This window comes from Streptomyces asoensis (genome assembly GCF_013085465.1).
Taxonomy (GTDB): Bacteria; Actinomycetota; Actinomycetes; order Streptomycetales; family Streptomycetaceae; genus Streptomyces; species Streptomyces cacaoi_A.
In genome coordinates this window covers 5,332,331-5,355,494 of sequence record NZ_CP049838.1, presented here as the reverse complement: position 1 = coordinate 5,355,494, position 23,164 = coordinate 5,332,331, and the positions used below count along the sequence as shown (strand labels likewise).

General features: G+C 67.9%; 18 protein-coding genes, 1 tRNA gene and 2 pseudogenes. 7 read left to right on the top strand and 14 right to left on the bottom strand.

Annotated features, from left to right (window positions below; translation table 11 throughout):
- Positions 1-4 precede the first annotated feature (4 nt).
- The 4 genes from dnaJ to G9272_RS23950 form a co-directional block, all read right to left on the bottom strand.
- Complete coding sequence (gene dnaJ, locus G9272_RS23965) at positions 5-1,183, bottom strand: molecular chaperone DnaJ (RefSeq protein WP_171398466.1); 1,179 nt, start codon at positions 1,181-1,183, stop codon at positions 5-7.
- 39 nt (positions 1,184-1,222) lie between these two features.
- On the bottom strand, positions 1,223-1,876 hold the full coding sequence (grpE, locus tag G9272_RS23960; protein WP_171398465.1) for a nucleotide exchange factor GrpE: 654 nt from the start codon (positions 1,874-1,876) through the stop codon (positions 1,223-1,225).
- Positions 1,873-3,711 carry a molecular chaperone DnaK gene (dnaK, locus tag G9272_RS23955; RefSeq protein WP_171398464.1) on the bottom strand — a complete coding sequence of 613 codons (1,839 nt, stop codon included), beginning with the start codon at positions 3,709-3,711 and terminating at the stop codon, positions 1,873-1,875. Before dnaK ends, grpE begins: the two co-directional genes overlap by 4 nt.
- A 95-nt stretch (positions 3,712-3,806) precedes the next feature.
- The gene (locus tag G9272_RS23950; RefSeq protein WP_171398463.1) at positions 3,807-5,075 is read right to left on the bottom strand and encodes an MraY family glycosyltransferase; all 1,269 of its coding nucleotides are present in this window, start codon (positions 5,073-5,075) and stop codon (positions 3,807-3,809) included.
- Between the two features lie 196 nt (positions 5,076-5,271).
- On the opposite strand from G9272_RS23950, the gene G9272_RS23945 reads away from it, so the two are divergent.
- From G9272_RS23945 to G9272_RS23935, 3 genes are all read left to right on the top strand, one after another.
- Positions 5,272-7,563 (top strand): heterodisulfide reductase-related iron-sulfur binding cluster, encoded by a 2,292-nt coding sequence (locus G9272_RS23945; protein ID WP_171398462.1) that lies wholly within the window; start codon positions 5,272-5,274, stop codon positions 7,561-7,563.
- A gap of 160 nt (positions 7,564-7,723) precedes the next feature.
- Positions 7,724-8,815 carry a Yip1 family protein gene (locus tag G9272_RS23940; protein ID WP_171398461.1) on the top strand — a complete coding sequence of 364 codons (1,092 nt, stop codon included), beginning with the start codon at positions 7,724-7,726 and terminating at the stop codon, positions 8,813-8,815.
- 185 nt (positions 8,816-9,000) lie between these two features.
- Complete coding sequence (locus tag G9272_RS23935) at positions 9,001-9,786, top strand: hypothetical protein (RefSeq protein WP_253267920.1); 786 nt, start codon at positions 9,001-9,003, stop codon at positions 9,784-9,786.
- Between the two features lie 82 nt (positions 9,787-9,868).
- Here G9272_RS23935 and G9272_RS23930 read toward each other — a convergent pair whose 3' ends face one another.
- Entirely contained in the window at positions 9,869-10,402 is a 534-nt protein-coding gene (locus G9272_RS23930; protein WP_437184295.1) for a phosphoribosyltransferase, read from the bottom strand.
- A complete protein-coding gene (dcd, locus tag G9272_RS23925; protein WP_171398460.1) occupies positions 10,399-10,974 on the bottom strand; it encodes a dCTP deaminase in 576 nt (191 codons plus the stop codon). The genes G9272_RS23930 and dcd overlap by 4 nt, the downstream gene beginning before the upstream one ends.
- Before the next feature lie 528 nt (positions 10,975-11,502).
- On the opposite strand from dcd, the gene G9272_RS23920 reads away from it, so the two are divergent.
- Positions 11,503-11,576: transfer RNA gene (locus G9272_RS23920), tRNA-Gly, on the top strand.
- 90 nt (positions 11,577-11,666) lie between these two features.
- Here the strand turns inward: G9272_RS23920 and G9272_RS23915 are convergent.
- From G9272_RS23915 to G9272_RS23895, 5 genes and pseudogenes are all read right to left on the bottom strand, one after another.
- Positions 11,667-12,843: pseudogene (locus G9272_RS23915) on the bottom strand (tyrosine-type recombinase/integrase).
- A pseudogene (locus G9272_RS23910) lies at positions 12,843-13,056 on the bottom strand (excisionase family DNA-binding protein). Before G9272_RS23910 ends, G9272_RS23915 begins: the two co-directional pseudogenes overlap by 1 nt.
- Entirely contained in the window at positions 13,053-14,357 is a 1,305-nt protein-coding gene (locus G9272_RS23905) for a replication initiator (RefSeq protein ID WP_171398459.1), read from the bottom strand. The pseudogene G9272_RS23910 and the gene G9272_RS23905 overlap by 4 nt, the downstream one beginning before the upstream one ends.
- Before the next feature lie 130 nt (positions 14,358-14,487).
- A complete protein-coding gene (locus tag G9272_RS23900; RefSeq protein WP_171398458.1) occupies positions 14,488-14,736 on the bottom strand; it encodes a SpdD protein in 249 nt (82 codons plus the stop codon).
- Between the two features lie 13 nt (positions 14,737-14,749).
- Positions 14,750-14,944, bottom strand: coding sequence for a hypothetical protein (locus tag G9272_RS23895; RefSeq protein ID WP_171398457.1), 195 nt, complete (start codon positions 14,942-14,944; stop codon positions 14,750-14,752).
- A 58-nt stretch (positions 14,945-15,002) separates the two neighbouring features.
- On the opposite strand from G9272_RS23895, the gene G9272_RS23890 reads away from it, so the two are divergent.
- Positions 15,003-15,203: a hypothetical protein gene (locus tag G9272_RS23890; RefSeq protein WP_437184294.1), complete on the top strand. Its 201-nt coding sequence runs from the start codon at positions 15,003-15,005 to the stop codon at positions 15,201-15,203.
- Positions 15,204-15,319: 116 nt separating this feature from the next.
- The gene (locus tag G9272_RS23885) at positions 15,320-15,979 is read left to right on the top strand and encodes a hypothetical protein (RefSeq protein WP_253267919.1); all 660 of its coding nucleotides are present in this window, start codon (positions 15,320-15,322) and stop codon (positions 15,977-15,979) included.
- A gap of 159 nt (positions 15,980-16,138) precedes the next feature.
- Here the strand turns inward: G9272_RS23885 and G9272_RS23880 are convergent, their stop codons facing one another.
- From G9272_RS23880 to G9272_RS23870, 3 genes are all read right to left on the bottom strand, one after another.
- The gene (locus tag G9272_RS23880; protein ID WP_171398456.1) at positions 16,139-18,130 is read right to left on the bottom strand and encodes a hypothetical protein; all 1,992 of its coding nucleotides are present in this window, start codon (positions 18,128-18,130) and stop codon (positions 16,139-16,141) included.
- 522 nt (positions 18,131-18,652) lie between these two features.
- Positions 18,653-19,177, bottom strand: a complete 525-nt coding sequence (locus G9272_RS23875; protein ID WP_253267918.1) for a hypothetical protein — start codon at positions 19,175-19,177, stop codon at positions 18,653-18,655.
- A gap of 1,113 nt (positions 19,178-20,290) precedes the next feature.
- Positions 20,291-20,473 carry a hypothetical protein gene (locus G9272_RS23870; protein ID WP_171398455.1) on the bottom strand — a complete coding sequence of 61 codons (183 nt, stop codon included), beginning with the start codon at positions 20,471-20,473 and terminating at the stop codon, positions 20,291-20,293.
- A gap of 1,422 nt (positions 20,474-21,895) precedes the next feature.
- Here G9272_RS23870 and G9272_RS23865 point away from each other — a divergent pair.
- Positions 21,896-23,113, top strand: a complete 1,218-nt coding sequence (locus G9272_RS23865) for a sialidase family protein (RefSeq protein ID WP_253267917.1) — start codon at positions 21,896-21,898, stop codon at positions 23,111-23,113.
- Positions 23,114-23,164: the final 51 nt, after the last annotated feature.

Sequence of the window (23,164 nt, the reverse complement as noted above, 5' to 3'; positions counted from 1 at the left end):
ACTCTCATGCTCCCTTCGCGGCCTCGAACAGCTCCGCCCGCGGGTCCTCGCCCGCGATCGCCTCGCGATACGCCTCCAGCGCCTCACGAGCCTTCCCCGACAAGTCCTTCGGAACACTCACCTCGACGGTGACCAACAGGTCGCCGCGGGTGCCGTCCTTGCGGACCGCGCCCTTGCCCCGCGCCCGCATGGTGCGGCCGTTGGGCGTGCCGGGCGGAAGCTTCAAGGTCAGGGACGGCCCACCGAGCGTCGGCACCTTGATCTCGCCGCCGAGTGCCGCCTCGGTGAACGTCACCGGCACGGTCACCGTCAGGTTGTCCTCCTTGCGGCCGAACACCGGGTGGGCGCCGACATGGACGACGACGTACAGGTCGCCCGCCGGGCCACCACGCTCACCCGGGGCGCCCTTGCCGCGCAGCCGGATGCGCTGACCGTCCGTCACCCCCGCGGGGATGCGGACCTGCATGGTCCTCGACGACTTCGCGCGGCCGCTGCCCTTGCAGTCCAGGCAGGGATGCTCGGCGATCAGGCCCCGGCCCTTGCAGTCCGGGCAGGGGTCGGTCAGGGAGAAACCGCCTCCCGAACCCCTCGCCACCTGGCCCGTGCCCACACAGGTCGGGCACACGCGCGGGGTGCCGTTCTTGTCGCCCGTCCCCGAACACGCCTTGCAGGGAGCCTGCGAGGACATGCGCAGCGGGACCGTCGCGCCCTCGATCGCCTCCGTGAAGGTCAGGGTGACCTCGGTGTCGATGTCCTGGCCGCGCCGGGGCTGGGTACGGGTCGTGCCGGGGCCGCCACGGTTGAACAGGCCGCCGAACACGTCCCCGATGCCACCGCCGAAGCCGCCCTGGGCACCTCCGCCGCCCTGGGCACCGCCTCCGAAGAGGTCGCCCAGGTCGAAGTTGAAGGAGCCGCCCGCGCCCGGGCCGGGGCGGAAGCCGCCGTTGCCGAAGAGGGCGCGCGCCTCGTCGTACTCCTTGCGCTTCTTGGGGTCACCGAGGATGTCGTTCGCCTCGGAGATCTCCTTGAAGCGCTCCTCCGCCTTGGCGTTGCCCTTGTTGGCGTCCGGGTGGAACTCGCGGGCGAGCTTCCGGTACGCCTTCTTGATCTCGGCCTCGGTGGCGTCCTTGGGGACGCCGAGGACCTTGTAGAAGTCCTTCTCGACGAAGTCCTTGGTGCTCATCCTCGACGTCCCTCCTCCCCATCACTCATCCGATCGAGCTCAGCCCTCGTCCGGGCCACCGCTCTCCTTGTCGTCGGCCGCCTCGGCCTCGTCGCCCTTCGCGGCCGCACCGGGCTGCGGTTCGGCGACGGCCACCCGCGCGGGGCGGATGGTGCGCTCGCCGATCCGATACCCGGGCTGAAGGATCGCCACGCACGTCGTCTCGGTGACGTCGGGCGCGTAGCTGTGCATCAGGGCCTCGTGGATCGTCGGGTCGAAGGGCTCGCCCTCCTTGCCGAACTGCTGGAGGCCCATCTTGGCCGCGACGGTCTCCAGCGATTCGCCCACCGACTTGAAGCCGCCGACGAACTCGCCGTGTTCCCGCGCGCGGCCGATGTCGTCGAGGACGGGCAGGAGCTCGGTCAGGAGGTTCGCGATGGCGATCTCCTTGACCGCGATCCGGTCGCGCTCGACCCGGCGGCGGTAGTTCTGGTACTCGGCCTGGAGGCGCTGGAGGTCCGCGGTGCGCTCGCCGAGGGCGGTGCGCACCTGGTCCAGCTGGGCCACCAGACCGGCTGTCTGGTTCGTGTCCCCGGCCGGGGCCGCCCCCGCCGCCGAGGCGGAGGAGGGAGCGGCCTTCGGCTCGGCGTCTTCAGGGGTGGCGCCGGAGGGGACGTCGGGCTTCTCCTCGAAGCCCGGAGTCTCCTCCGTCACGCGGCACCGTCCTTGCGCTCGTCGTCCACGATCTCGGCGTCCACGACGTCGTCGTCGGCCTTCGGGGCGTCGGCCTTGGGGGCGTCGGCACCCTGACCGGCCTGGGCGTCGGCGTACATGGCCTGGCCGACCTTCTGCGAGACCGCGGCGACCTTCTCGGTGGCCGTGCGGATCTCGGCGGTGTCCTCGCCCTTGAGCGCGGCCTTCAGCTCCTCGACGGCGGCCTCGACCTCGGTCTTGACCTCGCCCGGAACCTTGTCCTCGTTGTCCTTGAGGAACTTCTCCGTCTGGTAGACGAGCTGCTCGCCCTGGTTGCGGGACTCGGCGGCCTCGCGACGGCGGTGGTCCTCGTCCGCGTACTGCTCGGCCTCCTGGCGCATGCGGTCGACCTCGTCCTTCGGCAGCGAGGAGCCGCCGGTGACGGTCATCTTCTGCTCCTTGCCCGTGCCGAGGTCCTTGGCCGTGACGTGCATGATGCCGTTGGCGTCGATGTCGAAGGCGACCTCGATCTGCGGGACGCCACGCGGCGCCGGCGGCAGACCGGTCAGCTCGAACATGCCGAGCTTCTTGTTGTAGGCCGCGATCTCGCGCTCGCCCTGGTAGACCTGGATCTGCACCGACGGCTGGTTGTCCTCGGCCGTCGTGAAGATCTCCGAACGCTTCGTCGGGATCGTCGTGTTGCGCTCGATCAGCTTGGTCATGATGCCGCCCTTGGTCTCGATACCGAGGGACAGCGGGGTCACGTCGAGGAGCAGGACGTCCTTGACCTCACCCTTGAGGACACCGGCCTGGAGCGCGGCGCCGATGGCGACGACCTCGTCCGGGTTCACGCCCTTGTTGGCGTCCTGACCGCCGGTCAGCTCCCTGACGAGCTCGGCGACGGCGGGCATCCGGGTCGAACCACCGACGAGAACGACGTGGTCGATCTCGGAGAGGTTGATGCCGGCGTCCTTGATGACGTTGTGGAACGGCGTCTTGCAGCGCTCCAGCAGGTCGGCCGTCAGCTGCTGGAACTGGGCGCGCGTGAGCTTCTCGTCCAGGTGCAGCGGGCCCTCGGCGGACGCCGTGATGTACGGCAGGTTGATCGAGGTCTCGGTGGACGAGGACAGCTCGATCTTCGCCTTCTCGGCGGCCTCGCGCAGACGCTGGAGCGCCATCTTGTCCTTGGCGAGGTCCACGCCGTGGCCGGCCTTGAACTGCTGCACCAGGTAGTCGACGACACGCTGGTCCCAGTCGTCACCACCGAGGTGGTTGTCGCCGTTGGTGGCCTTCACCTCGACGACGCCGTCACCGATCTCCAGGAGGGACACGTCGAACGTGCCGCCACCGAGGTCGAAGACGAGGATCGTCTGGTCGTCCTTGTCGAGGCCGTACGCGAGCGCGGCCGCGGTGGGCTCGTTGACGATGCGAAGGACGTTGAGACCGGCGATCTCACCGGCTTCCTTCGTCGCCTGACGCTCGGAGTCGTTGAAGTAGGCCGGGACGGTGATGACCGCGTCGGCCACCTTCTCGCCCAGGTAGGCCTCCGCGTCGCGCTTCAGCTTCTGAAGGATGAACGCGCTCATCTGCTGCGGGTTGAAGTTCTTCCCGTCGAGCTCGATCGTCCAGTCCGTGCCCATGTGGCGCTTCACGGAGCGGATGGTCCGGTCCACGTTCGTGACTGCCTGGCGCTTTGCCACCTCGCCGACGAGCACTTCACCGTTCTTGGCGAAGGCGACGACGGACGGCGTGGTCCTGGCACCCTCGGCGTTGGTGATGACGGTGGGCTCGCCGCCCTCCAGAACGCTGACGACGGAGTTGGTTGTGCCCAGGTCGATGCCGACCGCACGTGCCATGGTGATCTTCCTCCAGCTGACTTGAGTGGAACGGACTCAAGTGTGCACGACCCTCCCCTCTGGGTCAACAGACCTGAGTCACACCCACTCAACTCTTATCCGTTCCTTACACGCAAGGACGCGTTGACCTGCGGCGATACGGATCGCCCGGTTCGCCGCGCACCAGGATCCGGGTGGTGCGCAGGGTCCTCGGATTGACGCCGGGGCGCGTAGACCGACGCGGAACCCGACCCGGGACGCGACTCGGGGCGGGGTGCGGAACGGGCCGCGAGCCGCGTCTCCCGAAGAACACCACCGGCGCCATGACCGGCACCGCCGGCACCCCGCGCGGCACTCGCGGCATGGGCACGCCGCGTACCCCGAGCCCGCCGTTCGCGACCGCCACGCGCGCGTGGCGGCCCGTACACCGCGACCCGCAGCATCCCGAGCACTACGACGAGTGCCCCGCCGGCCACCCACCACACCGCCCGCGCGTCGGCCCATCCGGCGTGCACCAGCACCCCGACGAGCACCGCGGCGAAGGCCGCGACACCGAGCAGGACGGTCACTCCCTGCGCGGTGAGCCCCAGCCGCCGCAGCCGGTGGGCGAGATGGTCGGACGCGCCGCGCAACAGCGGCCGTCGGGCCAGTCGCCGCGACAGCACGACCAGGACGACGTCGGCCACGGCGACCGCGGTGAGCGCGAGCAGCACCCCCGCGCCGGCGACCGGATCGTGCCCCGCGCGGGCGATCACGGCGGCCGCGGCGAGGAGGAAGCCCGCGAAGAGCGACCCGCACGCCCCGAGAGCGACACGCGCGGGAGGCCAGTTGTGCATCAGGAACCCGGTCAGCGCGGCGGCGAACACGCTCAGCAGTACCGCCAGCCCGTCCATGACCTCGACGGCGGCACAGGCGGCCACCCCGAAGGCGGTGACGACCCCGACGGTTCCGGCCACTCCGTCGGCGTGGTCGAGCGACCGGAAGGCGAGGGCGACGAAGGTGATCCAGCCGACACCCGCCACTCCGGCCACCACGCCGGTGTCGCCGTACGGCACCACGAAGGCGGCCGCGACCGCCGTACCGACCACCAGGAACCGCGCGTTGAGCCGCCACACGTCCGCGACCAGCCCGAGCGCGGCGACGGCGCCCCCCGTGACGAGCAGCACCTCGATGCCGTCGCCGAGCGGGGCGATGCCCGTCCAGTCCCCGGCGACCGCGACGAGACAGGTGGCGAGCACCACGGCGGCACCCCCGAACAGAGGCACCCGCCGCTGCCGCTGCCGCCGGTCGAGCAACCCCAGGCGCAGGGCGGGCACGCGCAGCAGCGCGGCGAGGACGGCGGCGAGGAACAGGGCGGTGATGGCGGCGACGATCCCGTAGAGCACGGATATAAATTAGTCACATATGTACCAATTTGGTACGAATAACACGGCACGAACTCGACCGGATTCTGAGGCAACCCTCAGCGACTGAGATCACTCCGCATCCCGCTACAGTGCGACGGAGAATACGGGGTAGTCTCAAACGGACTGCATAAGTTACCGCTTAGTAATTTCCCTCGCAGGCCCGAGGAGCCCCCAAATGCAACTCGCCGCGATCATCGTGTCGCTGCTTCTGACCGTGGTCGGCGTCGCCCTGATCGCACGTGCCATCGGCCAGTTCGTCCGGTACTTCAAGCTGGGCCAGCCGCTCCCCGCCGGAACAAGGAAAGACGATCCCTACGCGCGCAGCGTGACGCTGGTACGGGAGTTTCTCGGCCACACGCGGATGAACCGCTGGGGCATCGTGGGCTTCGCCCACTGGTTCGTGGCGATCGGCTTCCTGACGCTGCCGCCGACCCTCGCCCAGGCCTTCGGCCAGCTCTTCGAGGCCGACTGGGTGCTGCCGATCATCGGCGACTTCCTGCCGTTCGAGCTCTACATCGAGTTCATCGGCGTGATGACGATCCTGGGCATCGTCGTCCTCATGGCGATCCGCCTGCTGAACCTGCCCTCCCGCGCGGGCCGCAAGTCCCGCTTCGCCGGCTCCAAGTCCGGTCAGGCCTACTTCGTCGAGTACGTCATCCTCACCATCGGCCTCGCCATCTACGTGCTGCGGGGCCTGGAGGGTGCACTGCACCACGTGGAGCACTACGAGGCCGGCTACTTCGCCTCGTACCCGCTCGTCCTGGCCTTCAAGGGGCTCGGCGTCACCACGCTCCAGAACCTGGTCTACCTCGTCGCGATGATCAAGATCGGGACGTCGTTCATCTGGATGATCGTGGTCTCGCTCAACACGAACATGGGCGTCGCCTGGCACCGGTTCCTGGCGTTCCCGAACATCTGGTTCAAGCGCAACGCGGACGGCGCGACGGCCCTGGGCGGGCTGCTGCCGATGACGTCGGGCGGCAAGCCGATCGACTTCGCCGATCCCGGCGACGACGACACCTTCGGCGTCTCCCAGGTCGAGCAGTTCTCCTGGAAGGGCCTGCTGGACTTCTCCACCTGCACCGAGTGCGGCCGCTGCCAGTCCCAGTGCCCCGCCTGGAACACCGGCAAGCCGCTCTCCCCCAAACTCCTCATCATGTCCCTGCGCGACCACGCGCACGCCAAAGCCCCCTACCTCCTCGCCGGCGGCGGCAAGAGCATGGAGGGCGAGGAGAAGGCGTCGGCCGAGCAGCTCGCGGACGTGCCCGCCGCGGCGCTGGCCGAGGCCGAGCGCCCGCTGATCGGCACCGCCGAGGAGAACGGCGTCATCGACCCGGACGTGCTGTGGTCCTGCACCACCTGCGGCGCCTGCGTCGAGCAGTGCCCCGTCGACATCGAGCACGTCGACCACATCGTCGACATGCGCCGCTACCAGGTCATGATCGAGTCCGCGTTCCCGTCCGAGGCGGGCACGATGCTCAAGAACCTGGAGAAGAAGGGCAACCCCTGGGGGCTGGCGAAGAAGCAGCGCCTGGAGTGGCTCAAGGAGGTCGACTTCGAGATCCCGGTCGTCGGCCGCGACATCGAGGACCTCTCCGAGGTCGAGTACCTGTACTGGGTCGGCTGCGCCGGCGCCCTCGAAGACCGCGCGAAGAAGACCACCAAGGCCTTCGCGGAGCTGCTGCACATCGCGGGCGTCAAGTTCGCGATCATGGGCGGCGACGAGAAGTGCACCGGTGACTCCGCCCGCCGTCTCGGTAACGAGCCCCTGTTCCAGGAGCTCGGCATGGAAAACGTCATGGCGCTGAACACGGCGTTCGGCGAGGAGATGGACGACGACGGCAAGGTGACCGAGGCCTCGCGCAAGCCGAAGTCGGCGAAGAAGATCGTCGCGACCTGCCCGCACTGCCTCAACACCATCGGCAACGAGTACCCGCAGCTCGGCGGCGACTACGAGGTCATCCACCACACGCAGCTGCTCCAGCACCTCATCGACGAGGGCAAGCTGATCCCGGTGACCCCGGTCGAGGGCCTCATCACGTACCACGACCCCTGCTACCTGGGCCGTCACAACAAGATCTACACGCCTCCGCGCGAGATCATCGCCAATGTCCCGGGTCTGCGGAACGAGGAGATGCACCGCCACAAGGAGCGCGGCTTCTGCTGCGGCGCCGGCGGCGCACGCATGTGGATGGAGGAGCGGATCGGCAAGCGCATCAACAACGAGCGCGTCGACGAAGCCCTCTCCCTCAACCCCGACATCGTCTCGACGGCCTGCCCGTTCTGCCTCGTCATGCTGACCGACTCGGTCAACGGCAAGAAGAACGAGGGCAAGGCCAAGGAGTCCATCCAGGTCGTGGACGTCTCCCAGCTGCTGCTGGAGTCGGTCAAGACCCCGGTCGACGACGAGCCCCCGGCGGGCGAGGCGCAGACCGAGAACGAGCCGGAACCGCAGCCGGTGAAGTAGCCCGAACGGCTGTACCACAGCTGTACCGACGCCCCCGTGTCCCACCGTGGACACGGGGGCGTCGCCGTTCACGCCTTCACCCACCCACCACCACCCCTCCGCCCCCTACGACCCTCCCCTGATGAACCACTGATTCGCGCCCCGTTACTCCCCTTAGGGGATGTCACAGCTCAGCAGCAAAGCCGTACTTGGACGGCAGGCCCGGGCACGTCACTCTGCGGGACCAGGTACGTTCGAAGACGTGGCTGGATTCAGGATCGGACGCGGCGGCCGGGACAACCGCGCCCCGCAAGCGCGACCGCAACAACCTCCGTACGGGCAGCAGGCGCCCCAGGGACCGTCGCGGTCCTCGGGACCGTCGGGACCCTCGGGGCCGTCGTACGGCTACCCGTCGGGCCAGCAGCCGTACCCGCAGCAGCGTCCGCCGCACGGCGGCACGGGCGCGGGCGGCGGCCAGTGGCCGCAGGCGAACGGCGGAGGGTACGGCGGCCAGAACGGCGACGAGCCGGAGTACTTCGGCGGCGACGCCCCGTACGGTGCTCCGGGCGGCCCCGGTGGGCCCGGCGGCCCGGGGGGTGCCCCGCACGACCCGTACGCCGCGAACAACCCGGGCCACACCCAGGCCTTCTCGATCGACGACCACAACCAGTACGACCAGTACGACCAGGGTGGTACGTATCACGCCGGCTCGGCCCCGGCGGGCCCGGTCGGTCCGCGTCTGCACTGGAAGGAGCTGCTGAAGGGCATCGTCCTCACCCCCAAGCAGACCTTTCTCCAGATGCGGGACTACACGATGTGGGGCCCCGCCCTCGTCGTCACGTTCCTCTACGGCCTGCTCGCGGTCTTCGGCTTCGACGACACGCGCACGGACGCGATAAACGCGACGCTGTCCAACGCGATCCCGATCGTCCTGACGACGGCCGTCGCGATGGTGCTGAGCTCCTTCATCCTGGGCGTGGTCACCCACACCCTGGCCCGCCAGCTGGGCGGCGACGGCGCCTGGCAGCCCACGGTCGGCCTCTCCATGCTGATCATGTCCCTCACGGACGCCCCGCGTCTGGTCGTCGCGATGTTCTTCGGCGGCGACGCGTCGTTCGTACAGCTGCTGGGCTGGGCGACGTGGGTGGCGGCCGGCGCCCTGCTGACCCTGATGGTCAGCCGCTCCCACGACCTGCCGTGGCCGAAGGCGCTGGGCGCGTCGTCGATCCAGCTGATCGCGCTGCTGTCGATCGTGAAACTGGGCACGTTCTAGTACCTGGCGGACACCTCAAGGGCCCTCGGCGGATCGCCGAGGGCCCTTGGCATGTCGTCACCGAAAGCGAGATCTCACGACCACCGGCTGGAACAAAGCGGCCAAATGACCGCATGTCGCATCATGACAACTACAGAGCGTAATATATTGTGACTGTTCCCTACAACCTCCTACAAGGAGTGCGCGTGAAAGCTCGCTTTGGCGTGAGGCGGGGAACGGCGCTCGTGGCCGCCCTGCTGGTCGCCGTCATCGCCCTGATCCTTCCGGGATCGGCAGCCGCCCGGACGGACGACAACCAGGCCCACTCGGACCACTGGGGCGTGATCGCCCGCAACACGATCGGCTCTCCGGTCGCCGAACTCCGCAACGGGCCCTACGGTCCGTTCGGCGTGACGGGCGCTGCCGCCAGGCCGCCGTACGGGCGAGGCAGCCTCGGCATCGAGGTGGCGGACAGGTCCACCACGCTGACCCCTCCGAGCGAGAAGGTCGACTTCGGCAATGAAGTGGACTTCTTCGGGAAGCAGCTGCTGGGGTTGCGACGAGTCGGTTTCCACGTGTTCCAGACGCGCGAGAACGTCTTCGACTACGGGGGCGGCCCGACGAACATGCCGAACATCAGGTTCGAGATCGACCCGAACGTGACGTCCATGCCTACCGACGACTACTCCACGCTGGTGTGGGTGCCGACCGCGTCCCCGGTCACGAGCGGCTGGAGCCCCTTCCTCGACGCCACGAGGACGGGCTACTGGTACCTCACGGGCGGCGAGACGACCTGCAACCAGGCCGCCCAGTGCACCTTCGCCCAGCTGAAGGCCTCGTTCACCAACGTCAACGCCAGGCCGACCGTCTACACGGTCGCCGTGGGCAAGGGACGCGACTTCATGTGGATCGGCGCGGTCGACGGCCTCCGGCTCAACGACTACGTCTACGACTTCGAGCGGGACGGCGTCAAAGTGCTTCACTCGAAGTAGCGCGGAGTGACACGTAGCCGGATCGGGCCGGCCACCGCGAAACGGCCGGCCCGCCTCGCCGCACGCAACGAACGCCGGGTCGCTAGAGGGCTTCCCTGGAGGGCGTGACGGCCTCCCCGGCCTTACGCACGACCGGCAGAACGCTCCACGGGAAGTTGATCCAGTCGTCGGTCCGCTTCCACACGTACTCGCACTTCACGAGCGACTGCGGCTTCTCGTAGATGACGGCACTGCGCACCTCGGCGACGGCGTCCAGGCAGAAGTCGCGGACGAGCTTGAGCGTCTTGCCCGTGTCGGCGACGTCGTCGGTGATCAGGACCTTCTTGTCCGAGAAGTCGATGACGTTGGGGACGGGCGCGAGCATGACGGGCATCTCGAGCGTGGTCCCCACCCCGGTGTAGAACTCGACGTTCACCAGGTGGATGTTCTTGCAGTCGAGCGCGTAGGCGATCCCGCCGGCGACGAACACTCCGCCGCGGGCGATGCTCAGCACGACGTCGGGTACGTAGCCGTCGTCGGCGATGGTCTGCGCGAGCTCACGGACGGCGGTGCCGAACTGCTCGTAGGTCAGGTTCTCCCGTGCCACGTCCGCGCCGCTCACGTCGTCGCCGCTCACACCTGGGTCCGGTGGAAGTTGAGGAAGGACCGGGAGGCCGTCGGCCCGCGCTGGCCCTGGTACCGGGATCCGTACCGCTCGCTGCCGTACGGCGACTCGGCCGGCGAGCTGAGCCGGAACATGCAGAGCTGGCCGATCTTCATGCCGGGCCAGAGCTTGATCGGCAGGGTGGCGAGGTTGGACAGCTCGAGCGTCACATGTCCGGAGAACCCGGGGTCGATGAACCCGGCGGTGGAGTGGGTGACCAGCCCGAGGCGCCCGAGGGAACTCTTGCCCTCGAGCCGCGAGGCGAGATCGTCGGGAAGCGTGATGACCTCATAGGTACTCGCGAGCACGAACTCCCCCGGGTGGAGGATGAACGGCTCGTCGCCCTCGGGCTCCACGAGCCGGGTCAGGTCGGCCTGCTCGACGGAGGGGTCGATGTGCGGGTACCGGTGGTTCTCGAACACCCGGAACAGCCGGTCCAGCCGTACATCGATGCTCGACGGCTGCACCATATATTCGTCGTAGGGATCGATCCGTACTCGCCCGGCGTCGATCTCGGCCCGGATGTCCTTGTCTGAGAGAAGCACGTCCCGAGGATACGCAAAGCGCGCGGAGCGACCACCATCGGACGTCTCCGCGCGCCAGGCCGGCGGCGCCTCCAGCGCCTCCGGCTCCTGTTGCCGCTACCGCTTCTCGAGCGTCACCGGTACGGCACTCCGCAACCGGGTACACCGAGGACACCGGACGAGTCGCCCGGGACCGAGCCGCTCGGCCTGCTGCATCGGGAACGAAGCGGTGCTGAACACGTGCCCATCGGCACAACGGACGACGGTGCGCTCCATCAAGTCCTAGAGTCCCTTCCCCAAGAGCCCTGTCCGGCTACTACCCACCGGACCACGAAAGCCACATTACGGGACGAACGGGACGACCCTCCAGGCGGCACTCCGACCCCGCCCGACCCCACTTCCACCACCCCACCGTACGCCCCAACTCCGGCCCCTCGCAGCCGGATCCCTCCCCCGAACCGCGCGCGGGCCCCAAGGCTTCATCGCCTGGGGCCCGGCATGAGGTAGAGTGACGGAGCGTTCCGACACCGGTCCAAACCGGCGACTTACGCGGGTGTAGTTTAGTGGTAGAACATCAGCTTCCCAAGCTGAGAGTGCGAGTTCGATTCTCGTCACCCGCTCCAGTAGAAACCCCCAGGTCGATGACCCGGGGGTTCTTTGTTGTCCAGACCAGTGGGCGGGACGCGCACCACATCCGCACCATAAGGGCGCGACTAGCTGCCCGTGGGCTTCTCGTTGTGGTGCGCGGAGTCGTGATTCTTGCCCTTGTGGTGCTTCACACGCTCGGCGCGGACCATGTCGTCGAGCCCGGAGGCCACGTCACGTTGCCGCTCCTCGTCTGAGTGCTGGTAGATCAGCGCGGCCTTCTCGGACGACTGGCCGGCGCGGACCATCGTGTCCTTCAGGGTGGCGCCCCGAACGGGTCGAGAGCGTGTGACCGGTGTGACGAAGGTCGTAGAAGCGGAAGCCGTCCGGAAGGCCCACGACGGCGCGAGCACGGGCCCACTTCCGGCCGAAGGACGTACGCCGGAACGGGGCACCCTTCTCCCCGACGAAGACCAGGCCGTCAGGCTCCTTCTCGGCGAACCAGGCGAGATGCTGCTTCGCCTCCTTGTGGAGAAAGCCAGGGAGGACGACGGCACGGACACCGGCGTCGGACTTGGTCTCTCCAGGGGCGCGCTTGCCGTTGGTCCGCTCCGGTTCGGCGACGCGAACGCGGATCACCAGGTTGTCGAGGTCGACGTCCCGGCGGCGCAGGCCGGCCAGCTCTTCGGGGCGCATCGGGCCGTACGCGCCGAGGTAGACCATGAGCCGCCAGCGGATACCGATCGCGTCGGCGAGGGCGTCGACCTGGGCGACGGTGGCAATACGACGCTCAGCCGCGGATTCCTTGCCCGCACCCTTGATCCGGCACGGGTTGCGGCTGATCAGGTCGTCGTCGACCGCCGTTTCGAGGATGCCCTTGAGGAGGCGGTATGCCTTCGCAACGGTGGTCTTGGTCTTGGTGGTGCGGAGACGCTCGGCCCGCCATTCACGGACGCGGGGCGCGGTGATCTCGTCCAGGTCGAGCGCCGCGAAGGTCGGGAGGATGTGGAGTCTGAGGAGGTGCTTGTACAGGTCCACGGTCCGAACAGCCAGCTCCCGTTCCTCTACCCATTTCTCGGCGCAAAGGCGGAAGTTGACCGCCCCGGCATCAGGAGCACGCCAGTCCCCACGGGTGAGGTCTGCTTCTACCTGGGACAGCCGAACTTCCGCGTCCTTCTTGGTCTCGAACGTCTCGTCCGCGCGGATGCGCTCGTTGTCGGGGCCGAGGTACGGCGCGGTCCAGCGGCCGGACCGGTACTGCCGTACCGCACCGAAGCGGCGACGCCTCCCCTTCCTGTTGGCCATCAGGCAGCCCTCCGAAGTGCGGTGCGACGGAGCCTGAGCGGCTCGACCGTGCGGGACTGCACGAACTCCTCGACCGCGCTCTCGGGGATGCGGACATGCCGGCCGACCTTCACGTACCGGATGCGCCGTTCCTCGATCAGTCGCCGGGGGGAAGCGGCTGGTCGTGCCGAGCAGCTCGGCGACCTGGTCGACGGACAGATAGCGGTCGGTCATGCGGTGGGTTCCCCTTCCGTGCCGGGAGCGGGTTCGAGGGATGCGGCCAGCCAGGCTTCGGCGCGGGAGAGGCCGGTTCCGGCGAAGGCCCAGTGCGAGAGGACGAGGGTCGTTTCCGTCGGCCCTGGCTCGACCACCGCAGCGACCTGTGCGCGTCGCCAGTCGGCGCGGGCAGTTCGGAGTGCGCCGAGGGTGGTGGAGTAGCGGCGGGACTTGGTGGAGAAGTGGCCGCGGAAGCCGAGCATGTGAGCCCAGGCCCGTAGGCGGAGCTCGGCGAGTTCGGGGCGTGCGCCGAGGGTCCAGGCGACGCGGATCATGCGTCCGGCGTGGTCTGAGATGCGCGCTTGGGCGAGCTCGGCGAGGAATTTGAGCGGACGGTCGAGAGTGCCGGTCGCCGTCTCGGCACCCTTGGTCGCGTACTTCGCGATGTACGAGGCGACGGCTCGTTCGGTGAGCTCCTGGCCGTCGTCGAAGTCGGCGGATCGGATCGTGCGGACGTCGAGTTGGCGGCCGAACGCGAAGATGTGCGCGCGTCCGTCGACGGTCGGGCCCTCGACGCGGGCGGCGGTGGCCGCGGCTTGGATGGCGTCCGTCAGGAGCTCTGCCGTCGCCCAGGCGGGCGGTGAGGTGTCGCCGCCTTCCGGGCCGTCGATACGGATGACCGCGTGGAAGTGCACGGCACCGCGCTTCTGGTACTCGGCGACCTTCGCGAAGGAGACGCGTGCGTGGTCGCGGAAGGCTCGTTGGGTGAGTCCGGCGCGCTTGGCGATCTCCCGGCGGAGGTAGATCGAGAAGCGCCGCCAGAGGTGCCCGGCGTGGGCGTTCCAGAGCACGGCCGCTACGTAGTCGTACCGGTCCGGATCGAGGGGCGTGCCTAACGTGCTGTCGTTCTCGTCGTGGCGGGCGCCGCAGCGGCAGGGGCGTCCGTCGGATCGGCGGTTGTGGACCGGGCCGAAGCCGGGCGCGGTGAAGGTGGCGAAGACGCGGGGGTGTGTGGCCACCTGGTCCGAAGTGCCTTTGCCGCCGCGCAGTCCGGCGGTGATCAGGTGGTAGGTGCCGCGACGGTAGGTCTCGGCACAGGCCGGGCAGCGGGTCGCGCGGCGGTTGTTGCAGCGGACGAGGAGTTGTCCGGCCGGGAGGGCTGTCGAGTCGAGGTGATGCAGAGTGCGGCCGATCTCGCCGGTTGTCGTGTCGACGGCGTATTCGGTGCGGTGGCCGTCGAGGCGGACGGGGTGGGTGCAGCCGCCCAGACCGGAGAGTTGGCGGGCCAGCTCGGGCATGGTGCCGAGGGAGGCCAGCATGGAGAGTTCCGCCAGCGGGGGTGGAGTCTGCCGGGTGATGATGGGTGTTCCTTTCGGCTGTTTCGGCGGTTGGGAGGGACGGCCCCGGGGCGGCGGGATGCTTGGCGGCGTTTGCCGCCCCAGGGGCCGGTCAGTGCCTGTTGGCGTTGTTCAGGAGCGAGCGCAGGACCACGGCGGCGATGGCCACGGAGATGGCCGTGATGGCGACCGCCGCCAGGAGCGCGGTGAGGACGACTCCGCCGACGAGGACCGCAGCGACCGGGCCCGCGTAGGGGCTGAGCGAGCGGCCCGCGGCGGGGGCCGGGCTGCGCTGGCAGTGCTGCTGCGGGATGAGGGTCGACGGCGGAGTGGGGACGTCGGGCAGCTTGGGGCGGAACATGGCGGAGCTCCTTTCAGCGGTTGTCGCCGTTGACGACCCCGACCCAGGAGCGGGTGCCGGACTCGATGGCGGGGGCGAGGAAGGTGTGGGAGAGCCAGAAGCCGAACAGGGCGATCACGACGGCGACCCACATGCGGACTCCCAGGAACTTGATCGCGGCCCAGGCAATGACGCCGAGGACGAAGACGAGCGGGAGGGAGACGGTCACGGGCTCGGAGATCGACTACGAGCGCAACAAGGCCGCATGGCTCAAGGACCAGCCGGCGGTGAAGCTCGATCCTGCGACCGTGCTGCCGCAGCTCGACGAGTTCGAGAACGAGGCTCGAAGCCACGGAGTCACCCACACGACGTTCCGCCACCTCACAGAGGTCCTGAACCTCAGCGGCCTCCAACGCGACGATCTGCGTCGGCTGCTCATCACCAGCCGCCCAGAGAGATACACGGCACCGTTGTGGCGGATCGCATGAAAGACACTCCCGAGCCCTGGTACGCCTCTGGTCTGCCTGATCCACAGCGGACACTCGCTCAGACAAACTGGGCCGAACTGCATCATGCGTATGGGTCGGCCACGGATGCGCCCCACATGCTGGTTGCGCTACTGGACGCAGATCAGGTCGTGAGATCCAAGGCACTGGGCAAGATCCACGGTGTCCTGCACCACCAGAACACGATCTACGAGGCGACAGTGCCCACAGCGCTGTACGTGGCCGCGATCCTGCCCGACCCGAGGACGATGCGTGCGGTCGACAAGGACCGCCATTCTTTGCCCGGCAACATCCGGACCGAACTCCTGGCCTGGATTGCGTCGGTGGCCAACGAGGTCACCGACGCAGCCGATGCCACAAGCCGACGGTACGGCTTCCCTCTTGAGGACTATCCGCCAGCCGTGTCTATGCGTGAGATCCGGCCGCTGTTGTACTCAGCCGCTCTTGCGTACGTCCACGACACCGACCGCCATGTACGCGAAGCCGCGATCACGGCGTGCGTCCCGCTCATGGACGATCCCAAGTTGCTCAGCCATCGAGCGACACTGGCACCACTGGTCCGGCGGGTTCTCGGAACCAGCGAGCTATGGCAGCACCGAGAGCGGGCCATTGATGCCCTCGACGCCTGGAGTGAGGACTCCTCAGGGCTCGAAGGCCAGCGGAATCCCTTTCTGTACTGCGACAGCGACCTATCACCAGCCAGCTGTCGGTGGGGCGCAGACCCAGGCGCTGGATGGAGCGAAGAGCCGCCGTTCTGACGCTGCCAGTCGGTGAGTAACAACCTTCTCTACGGGTTCAAGGCGGCTCGCTCCGCTCCCCGCGCGCGGCCCGGCCCCCGGCCGGGCCTGCGCTCCTGCCTTCGTCCCGCTCCAGCCCGGCCGGTGTCCGTGCCGCGCTCGCAGGGTCAGGGTGCCGGGTTACGGGAGGCCGCCGACCGGTGCGGTTACGGCTGCGGCTTCGGCTTCGGTCTCGGGGGCTACTGGGATCTGCGGTGTGCGGAACCAGTTGAGGAAGCCGAGGGCGGCGGCTGGGACCACCAGGTAGAGGAGCATGACGATCAGGGCCTGTGTCGTTCCGTGGCCGTCGAAGTAGATCGAGTTGCGCAGCAGGATGTAGGCGTTGCGCGGTGGCAGGTAGGGGCCGATGGCGTCCCAGAAGGCGGGGAGGTAGGGGACTCCGTTCGCTCCGCCGGAGGAGGGGTTGCCGAAGAGGATGACCGCGATGACGGTCACGAGTGTTCCTGCGGCGCCGAGGAGTTTTTGCAGGACGGCGGCGACGAAGGCGACCGCGGCGATGATGAGGGACAGGATCGGCCAGACGATCCAGAATTTCTGGGTGGGGTAGCCCTGGAGCCAGGGGCCCACGATGAGGTTGACGACCAGGCCGGCGACGATGGCGTAGCCGATGATGATGGCGACCCGCCAGCGTCCCGTGGGGGCTCCGGTCGTGGTACGGAGCATGGTGGCGCCCATGTATCCGCCGACGAGCAGGGGGACCAGCAGGAGCGAGACGACGAGGCCGAAGGGATCCTTCTTCGCCAGCGGATGCGGCGCGTACTGCTGGACGGAGAGTGGCTGACCGGTGCTCTTGGCTGCGGCCTCGAAGGCGGTTGCCAGGTCGAGGGGTGCGACGTCGCTGATGGTGGGGACCACGATCAGAGTGTCGGACTTCTGTCCGGAGATGAGTGCTCCGTAGATCTTGGCCTCGTCGATGGCCTTCTTCGCGGTCGCCTCGTTCGTGTAATGGGTGACCTTGAGTGAGATGTTCTTCTGGGCCGCCGCCAGAATCGGGGACTGTGCTGTCACGCCGAACGGCATGTCGGTCGCGACGGGTGCGTGCCCGGAGCTCATGTAGTTGGCAGTGAACAGGCACTGCATCACTCCGGCGATCACCAGTGCGGCGATGAGCCGCACAGCCGGTTTCGGGCCCGAAGGCTGTGCCGTCGCTGCATCCGCGCCCTGTTCGGGGGCGTCGTCTCCCGTCGCCCTGACCGGCCCCCAGCGTCCCAAGTAGCCCACGATGAGGGCACCCACCAGCGCATACAGGCCCAGGACGATCAGCGGAGTGCTGATGTTGTTGCCGCCGAAGTAGAGCACGTTGCGCAGCAGCGTGACCGCGTGCTGGGGTGGGAAGACGGCGCCGATGTTCTGCCAATAGGTAGGCAACAGGGCCACTCCGCTGCCGCCGGACGCTGCCCCACCGAGGAAGACGAACAGGATCACCACCAAGAGGGTGCCCAGTGGTCCCACGAGGCGCTGAAGAGCGGCGGCGGCCAGCGCGACCGCGCCCGAGATGAGGATGAAGCATGGCAGCAGGGGCCAGAAGTGGCTGTTGGCGTAGGCACCGAGGCCCGGACCGGCGATCAGGTCGGTCACCAGCGCGCCGGCTGTCGCGTAGCCGAGCAGGATCGCCACCCGCCAGGGAGCGGCGGCGGTCTTGGTGGTCTTGAGCACCAGGACGGCGGCGAGGTACCCACCGATCAGCAACGGGAGCAGGAGCAACCCCGCCACACCACCCAGCCGGTCACTCTGGGGCAGCGGCTTGAGCGTCCGCACGGTCAGGGGCCGGCCGAGCTTCTTGGCCCCCTCCGCGAACGCGCCCTCGAGCTCCACGCGGCCGAAGAAGCTCTTGGCAGGGACCACGATCAAAGTGTCCCTCGTCTTGCCGGGGAGGTAGGCACCGTAGATCTTGCTCTGGTCGACCGCGTCGACTACTGCCGCTTCGTCCTTGTAGCTGAGCGTGTGGAGCGACATCTTCGATGTCACCGCGTGCACGACAGGGGACGCGCCGGTCACCCCGAACGGCATGTTGCGTGGCACGAGCAGTTGAAGGGCACTGATCAGACAGAGCGCGAAAAGGCTTTGCAGGACCACCACGATGCCCAGCGCCACCAAGACTTTCTTCACCATGCGCACGCCACCCTGCCTACATTGGAGTCCCGCAGCACGATCGGCACACGGCATAGCCGCGTCTTCTCGGTTGCCCAGCCGACACCAGGGCCGACAGAACCAGCCGACTACCCTCCGTGCCCGTTTATGGACGTTACGTCCTCAGTGCGCGCTCAGCGCGCTGAGCGCGCGCAGGTGGGGCAAGCGGGGAATGAAGGCACCGCCGATAACGCCGCAGCTAGGTCATTTACCCAGGTCAGCACTATTGACTGCTGAACCCCGAGCTGATGGCTCACGCCGTCGTCACGAGCCGGCCGGGTGTAACTTGCTGTCGGCGACGACAAGCCCCGATAGCGTGGCTGAGGCCGGTGGGGTGCAGCGAGGCATACGCGCGCCTGCCCGGTCGGCGCACCCATCGTCGTGGCTGGCTGTCGTCGGCTGAGGCGTAAGCTTGCGTTTTAACCTCTGCTTCGATCAGTTGTGGCTGGTCGAGGCAGACAAGAGAACTCGCACGGAGCTGAGCGCCATCAGCTGCGCTAGCTCTCAATCTTCATGCGACACACCGAGGTCGTAGCGCATAGCGGTTCTCATAGTTCGGAGCATCTCCCAGACCTCGTACTGCGCCTGGGCCGCGGTCTCCATCGTTTCGCCTGGTTCGGGGGCACCGCGTTCGAGGCGCTTGACCTGGCCGTAGACCTTGTTCAGGGCTTGGTTGACGACACTCGCTCGCCTGAGTACCTCTTCGGGGGCGATCATCTGTGCTTCGGAGTATCGATCGCGGTGCGCGTTCTTCGCTTCCTCGAGTGCGTCGCTGTCGCCCTCCGCCACGCCGCGTTCCCTCATGACGTGCAGGTGTCGGTTGAGTGCGGTGGTGAACTGCCGAGCATCCCGGTTGAGTTCCACATAGCAGGTGCGTCGCAGCGAACGGGCCTCGCGGACCTCCTCATGGTCTCGAACGAGCTCTATCTCCAGGCGCTTCGCTCGTTCGGAGCCGCGCTGGGTGAGTAGCGACCCTCCCAGGGTTCCTGCGACGCCTGCGACAGCGATGATCACTGAGCTGAGATCCACCGACGTACCCCGTGAAATTCTTCGGCCACGTGCCCGCTGCACATGGCCCAGACCGTCAAGTTTGCCGCTCCTCGGTGCGCCGGGGTTTGGTGCCCTTCTTGTGGTGGGCGGGGCGGCTGTATGCCTCGCCGGTGGCCAGGACTCTGCCCACGTCAGCAGGTACTGATGCGACAGCCGAGAGGCGCCCTGGTGCCAGGTCCCTGGGCTGTTGGGGCGTCGGCGTTGCGTTGTCAAGTCCCCGCCAACGGGTGACACCAGTAGCTGACACCAATAGCTGCGGACCGGGGCGGACCGGGGCGGACACCAGCGACCGCCCCTGTGTCGCAGGGCACCAGGTGTCCAGCACCAAGAGCCCACGGTGATCGACCTGATAAGGATGAGGCCCGATCTCAAACTCTGTGTCCAGAGCGGGCGCCGTCCCTCAGCCGGTCTCCTGACGGTGCCCCGTTCGCGGTACAGCTCCCGTGCCAATGCTCCCCGGCTGGCCCGACTTGGAGACGACGGCGAACGGGCACATGCTCCCGGCTCAGCCCTCCAGCCACTACAGCGTTCTAGCGAACCCCGAGGTCGGTCCGTTCGTCGCGCGCTGCACTGGTTGTCACGCTCACTATCCCCGCCCTTGGGTGATCCCGCAGGGTGCGCCGATGCCTTTCGATGGGCGCGTGAGGCTCCGCCGACCGCGTGAGCGCCACGCAGGCTCAGCGTGCGCAGGCGCCATCCTGACTCATGAACGGCACCCCCTCCGTTCCCTACTCGTCCGCAGCGGTGAAGTCCACCGCTGAAGCCGTGCTCGTCTCTGCACCACAAGCGCACCAGATCGAGCGGGGAACGGCGGGCAACCACGGTGAAAGCAGCCCGGTCCGATGGAGCCACGATCCGACCGTTCCTCCAGGTCAGAACACAAGCCGCCCTCAAATGATCGCAGCTTCCCAAGCTGAGAGTGCGAGTTCGATTCTCGTCACCCGCTCCAATATGAACCCCCAGGTCATGGACCTGGGGGTTGTTTGTTGTGTAGACCAGTGGGCGCGGTGCGCACCATAGCCGCGCCACAAGGACTTGGTCAGTGCAGCATCAGACAGGCGCGGGTAGAGCTTCGACCTACGAACGCTCTACCTACATCCCAGGAGGAGGCCCCTGTTCGCCGCCACGCCAGGCGTCGATCAGGCGACGAACCGCCGCAATCGCCTCGACGGCCTTGTCCGACAGTGGCGGTACCTGCTCGAGCAGGTAACTCAGGACGAAGATCAACCCACCTATCGAGGTGACGATCACCGCGGCCCAACCGACGGTTGCCATGGGGACAGCTCACTTTCCCGCTAGGGGCAACCTGGCTTACCGCCGTGGGGCAGCCTCGGCCAGGCCACCCGTGATGATGGCCAGGTCCGAGAGCCCGCCCCTGCGCGCGTCCCTCAACATTCAATTAGCGGGGGACCCGCCCAGTCCCGCGACTGACGTCGCGCAGGGACATCTTTAGCTGGACGGTAAGCGGGTTGCCAGCCACCTTGTTCGGTCGCAGCAGTTTCATACAGAGGCAGTCAGCCGCATCGTGATCCTCGGGTTACGTGCGGGTTGCGCCACCGGGTGGCCTTTCGCTGTGATGCTCTCGATCACTGCGGCTGGACCACCCGTTGGTGCGAGGGGAGTCGGATGCCCACCTTCCCCGACGCGGACCACGTGTTCGCGGCGGAGGAGTAACTGCGGTGGGACACGGCCGGGCCGCCGCACCCCAACGACTTCAACCCCAACGTGTTCGACGAGTGCGGGCGGCCGGTGGCCGAAGCGGGCCTGGCGAAGGTCGTTCCGTTGCCGTTCGAGATCTCGCCGAGCCTGACCGTCGAACACGCACCGGGCCACACGCTCGGTCAAGCGGTGCTGCGGCTCAACTCCGGTGGCGTACGGGCCTACTTCACAGCAGTCGCCACCCGGCACGCACTCGTGCGACGGGCGCTCGACGAAGACGCGTTCCTCTTTTCCCGCCCGCTTCCCCGCACCTCACTACGGCCGACTCGCCCTCGACGGCGACGAGGTCTGCTTCGTGCCGGGCGGCGCGGTCCACACCGTGGTCGGCTGACCGACAGCCCGCCGGTGGACGGACATGCACGCCGCGGTTCGACGGACGCGCTGCTTGCGATCGCCCGGACCCGCTCTTGAACGATGCCCGTGAACCCGCGAGTTCGCGTGCCCACGGCCTCGCCCGCCATCCGCTCATGCCCACCCCGGCCATCACCTGCCGCAGCTTTGAACTCTGCCGCCGGTTTCGAGGAAATTACCCGCAAATGAGAGATTCGCCAGTCGGAATGGTACTCCGGTACCACTCCGTCGGGCCGATTGTCTCCCGTAGTCCCACGGACACGAGAGCGTTCCTCTCTAGCCTGAGCGGGCCGGATCACAGCGAAGCGAAGAGAAGCCAGTTTACCGCCTGCCGCAGTCGATTTTGCCCACTGGTAATGGAACGGGTCATTGACTCTGGGACCGCGGGCGGGAACCCGATGTCAGCGGCCCAGGCAGGAACCAGGCGTCCATGAGCGATGTGGACAAAGGAATTCTGTTCTACCGGACGTGGAAATTGAGGACTACATGGTGCTGTTCAGAAGTTCATCCGCGACATTAAGCGCGGCGGCATTCTCCGCACTGTTCCTGCTGTCTGGAACACCCGCCGCCGTGGCCTCGCCGAACGGCGTGGGCGACGCAGCCATTCACGAAGTCGACGTCACCAACATGCCGGCTACCAAAGAGGGCCAGCCCACGGTCGCCGTCAACCCCAGGAATCCGAAGAACCTCGTCTTCGTCTCGACGATCTTCCCGCCGTCGCCGGGTCTTGAGCCGATCGACGGTGGGTGTTTCCTGGCCTACTCGAACGACAGGGGCGACACCTGGACCCAGGTGGCATGGCCGCTGGGCACGGCGGCGCCCAAGTGCGGTGAGCCCAGCGTGCAGTTCGACGCGAAGGGCACCGTGTACGTCGACAACAACCAGGTCAGTTCGGGCCTGGCCGCGAACCTGCTGAACCACAACCAGGTCGCCAAGTCGACGGACGGCGGCCGGACTTGGACCGACCCGGTGTCCACGCCGCTGCTCCTCGGCGGCGCCCCGAAGATGCGGGTGGACGTCGCGACGGGCAAGGTCTACGCGGTCGCCGGGGCGGCGTGGGAGTACCCGAGCGCGGTCTCCGTCAGCGCCGACGGCGGAAAGACCTTCAGCAATGACTCGCGGGTGATCCCGGGTCCGATGCCCTGCATCGAGGTGGCACCGGGCATCCCGCTGGTGTGCGGCTATCCGGGGCGTGAGATCGCCGTGTACGGCGGGATCCTCGTGTCGGCCTCCCAGGAGGCGGGGAAGCCCGTGAACTTCCACGTCAGCCGCAACGACGGCAAGACGTGGACGAACACGACGGTGAACGACGGCACGGGAACCCCCGTTCCGGCGGGCACCGGGTCCCTGGTACCTGTTCCGGCCCTGGGCGCGGCTGCCGACCCCGTCCCGTGGGTGGCGGCCGACACCTCCCACCGCGGCCGGTTCGCCGTCATGGTCCCCCGGGACTCCAACACGCTGGACGTCTACACCACCCCGGACGCCGGCAGGACCTGGACCGGGCCGGCGACGATCTCCACTCCGGGCGCCGTGCGTCCGGCGATCGACTTCGGCGCCAACGGTGATCTGGGGGTCATGTGGCGGACTACCGCGGGCGACGGGTTCTCGGTCGTCTCCTTCGACCATGGACGCTCGTTCAGCGCACCGGTGCAGGTCAACCACGTGACCGAGCCGGTCGGCGAGACGGGCCCGCCCGGTGACCGCTGGTCGGGGATCGAGATCGCCGGCGGGTACGCGTACGTCACCTGGGCCGACGGTCGGAACAACTCCTCCCTCGACTCGATCATCAGCCGGGTACCGCTGAAGCTGTACAAGGAGCGCACCGCCTCGAAGTCGACCAACTGAGACCAGAAGCCTGACGCACGGCAGTGTGCCGCCGAGTCACCTCGGCGGCGC

Coding starts and splice junctions, on each gene's coding strand:
- dnaJ (WP_171398466.1), bottom strand. CDS start 1,183: ATGAGCACCAAGGACTTCGTCGAGAAGGACTTCTACAAGGTCCTCGGC.
- dnaK (WP_171398464.1), bottom strand. CDS start 3,711: ATGGCACGTGCGGTCGGCATCGACCTGGGCACAACCAACTCCGTCGTC.
- G9272_RS23945 (WP_171398462.1), top strand. CDS start 5,272: ATGCAACTCGCCGCGATCATCGTGTCGCTGCTTCTGACCGTGGTCGGC.
- G9272_RS23940 (WP_171398461.1), top strand. CDS start 7,724: ATGTCACAGCTCAGCAGCAAAGCCGTACTTGGACGGCAGGCCCGGGCA.
- G9272_RS23905 (WP_171398459.1), bottom strand. CDS start 14,357: ATGCTGGCCTCCCTCGGCACCATGCCCGAGCTGGCCCGCCAACTCTCC.
- G9272_RS23900 (WP_171398458.1), bottom strand. CDS start 14,736: ATGTTCCGCCCCAAGCTGCCCGACGTCCCCACTCCGCCGTCGACCCTC.
- G9272_RS23885 (WP_253267919.1), top strand. CDS start 15,320: ATGCTGGTTGCGCTACTGGACGCAGATCAGGTCGTGAGATCCAAGGCA.
- G9272_RS23880 (WP_171398456.1), bottom strand. CDS start 18,130: ATGGTGAAGAAAGTCTTGGTGGCGCTGGGCATCGTGGTGGTCCTGCAA.
- G9272_RS23870 (WP_171398455.1), bottom strand. CDS start 20,473: ATGGCAACCGTCGGTTGGGCCGCGGTGATCGTCACCTCGATAGGTGGG.
- G9272_RS23865 (WP_253267917.1), top strand. CDS start 21,896: ATGCCGGCTACCAAAGAGGGCCAGCCCACGGTCGCCGTCAACCCCAGG.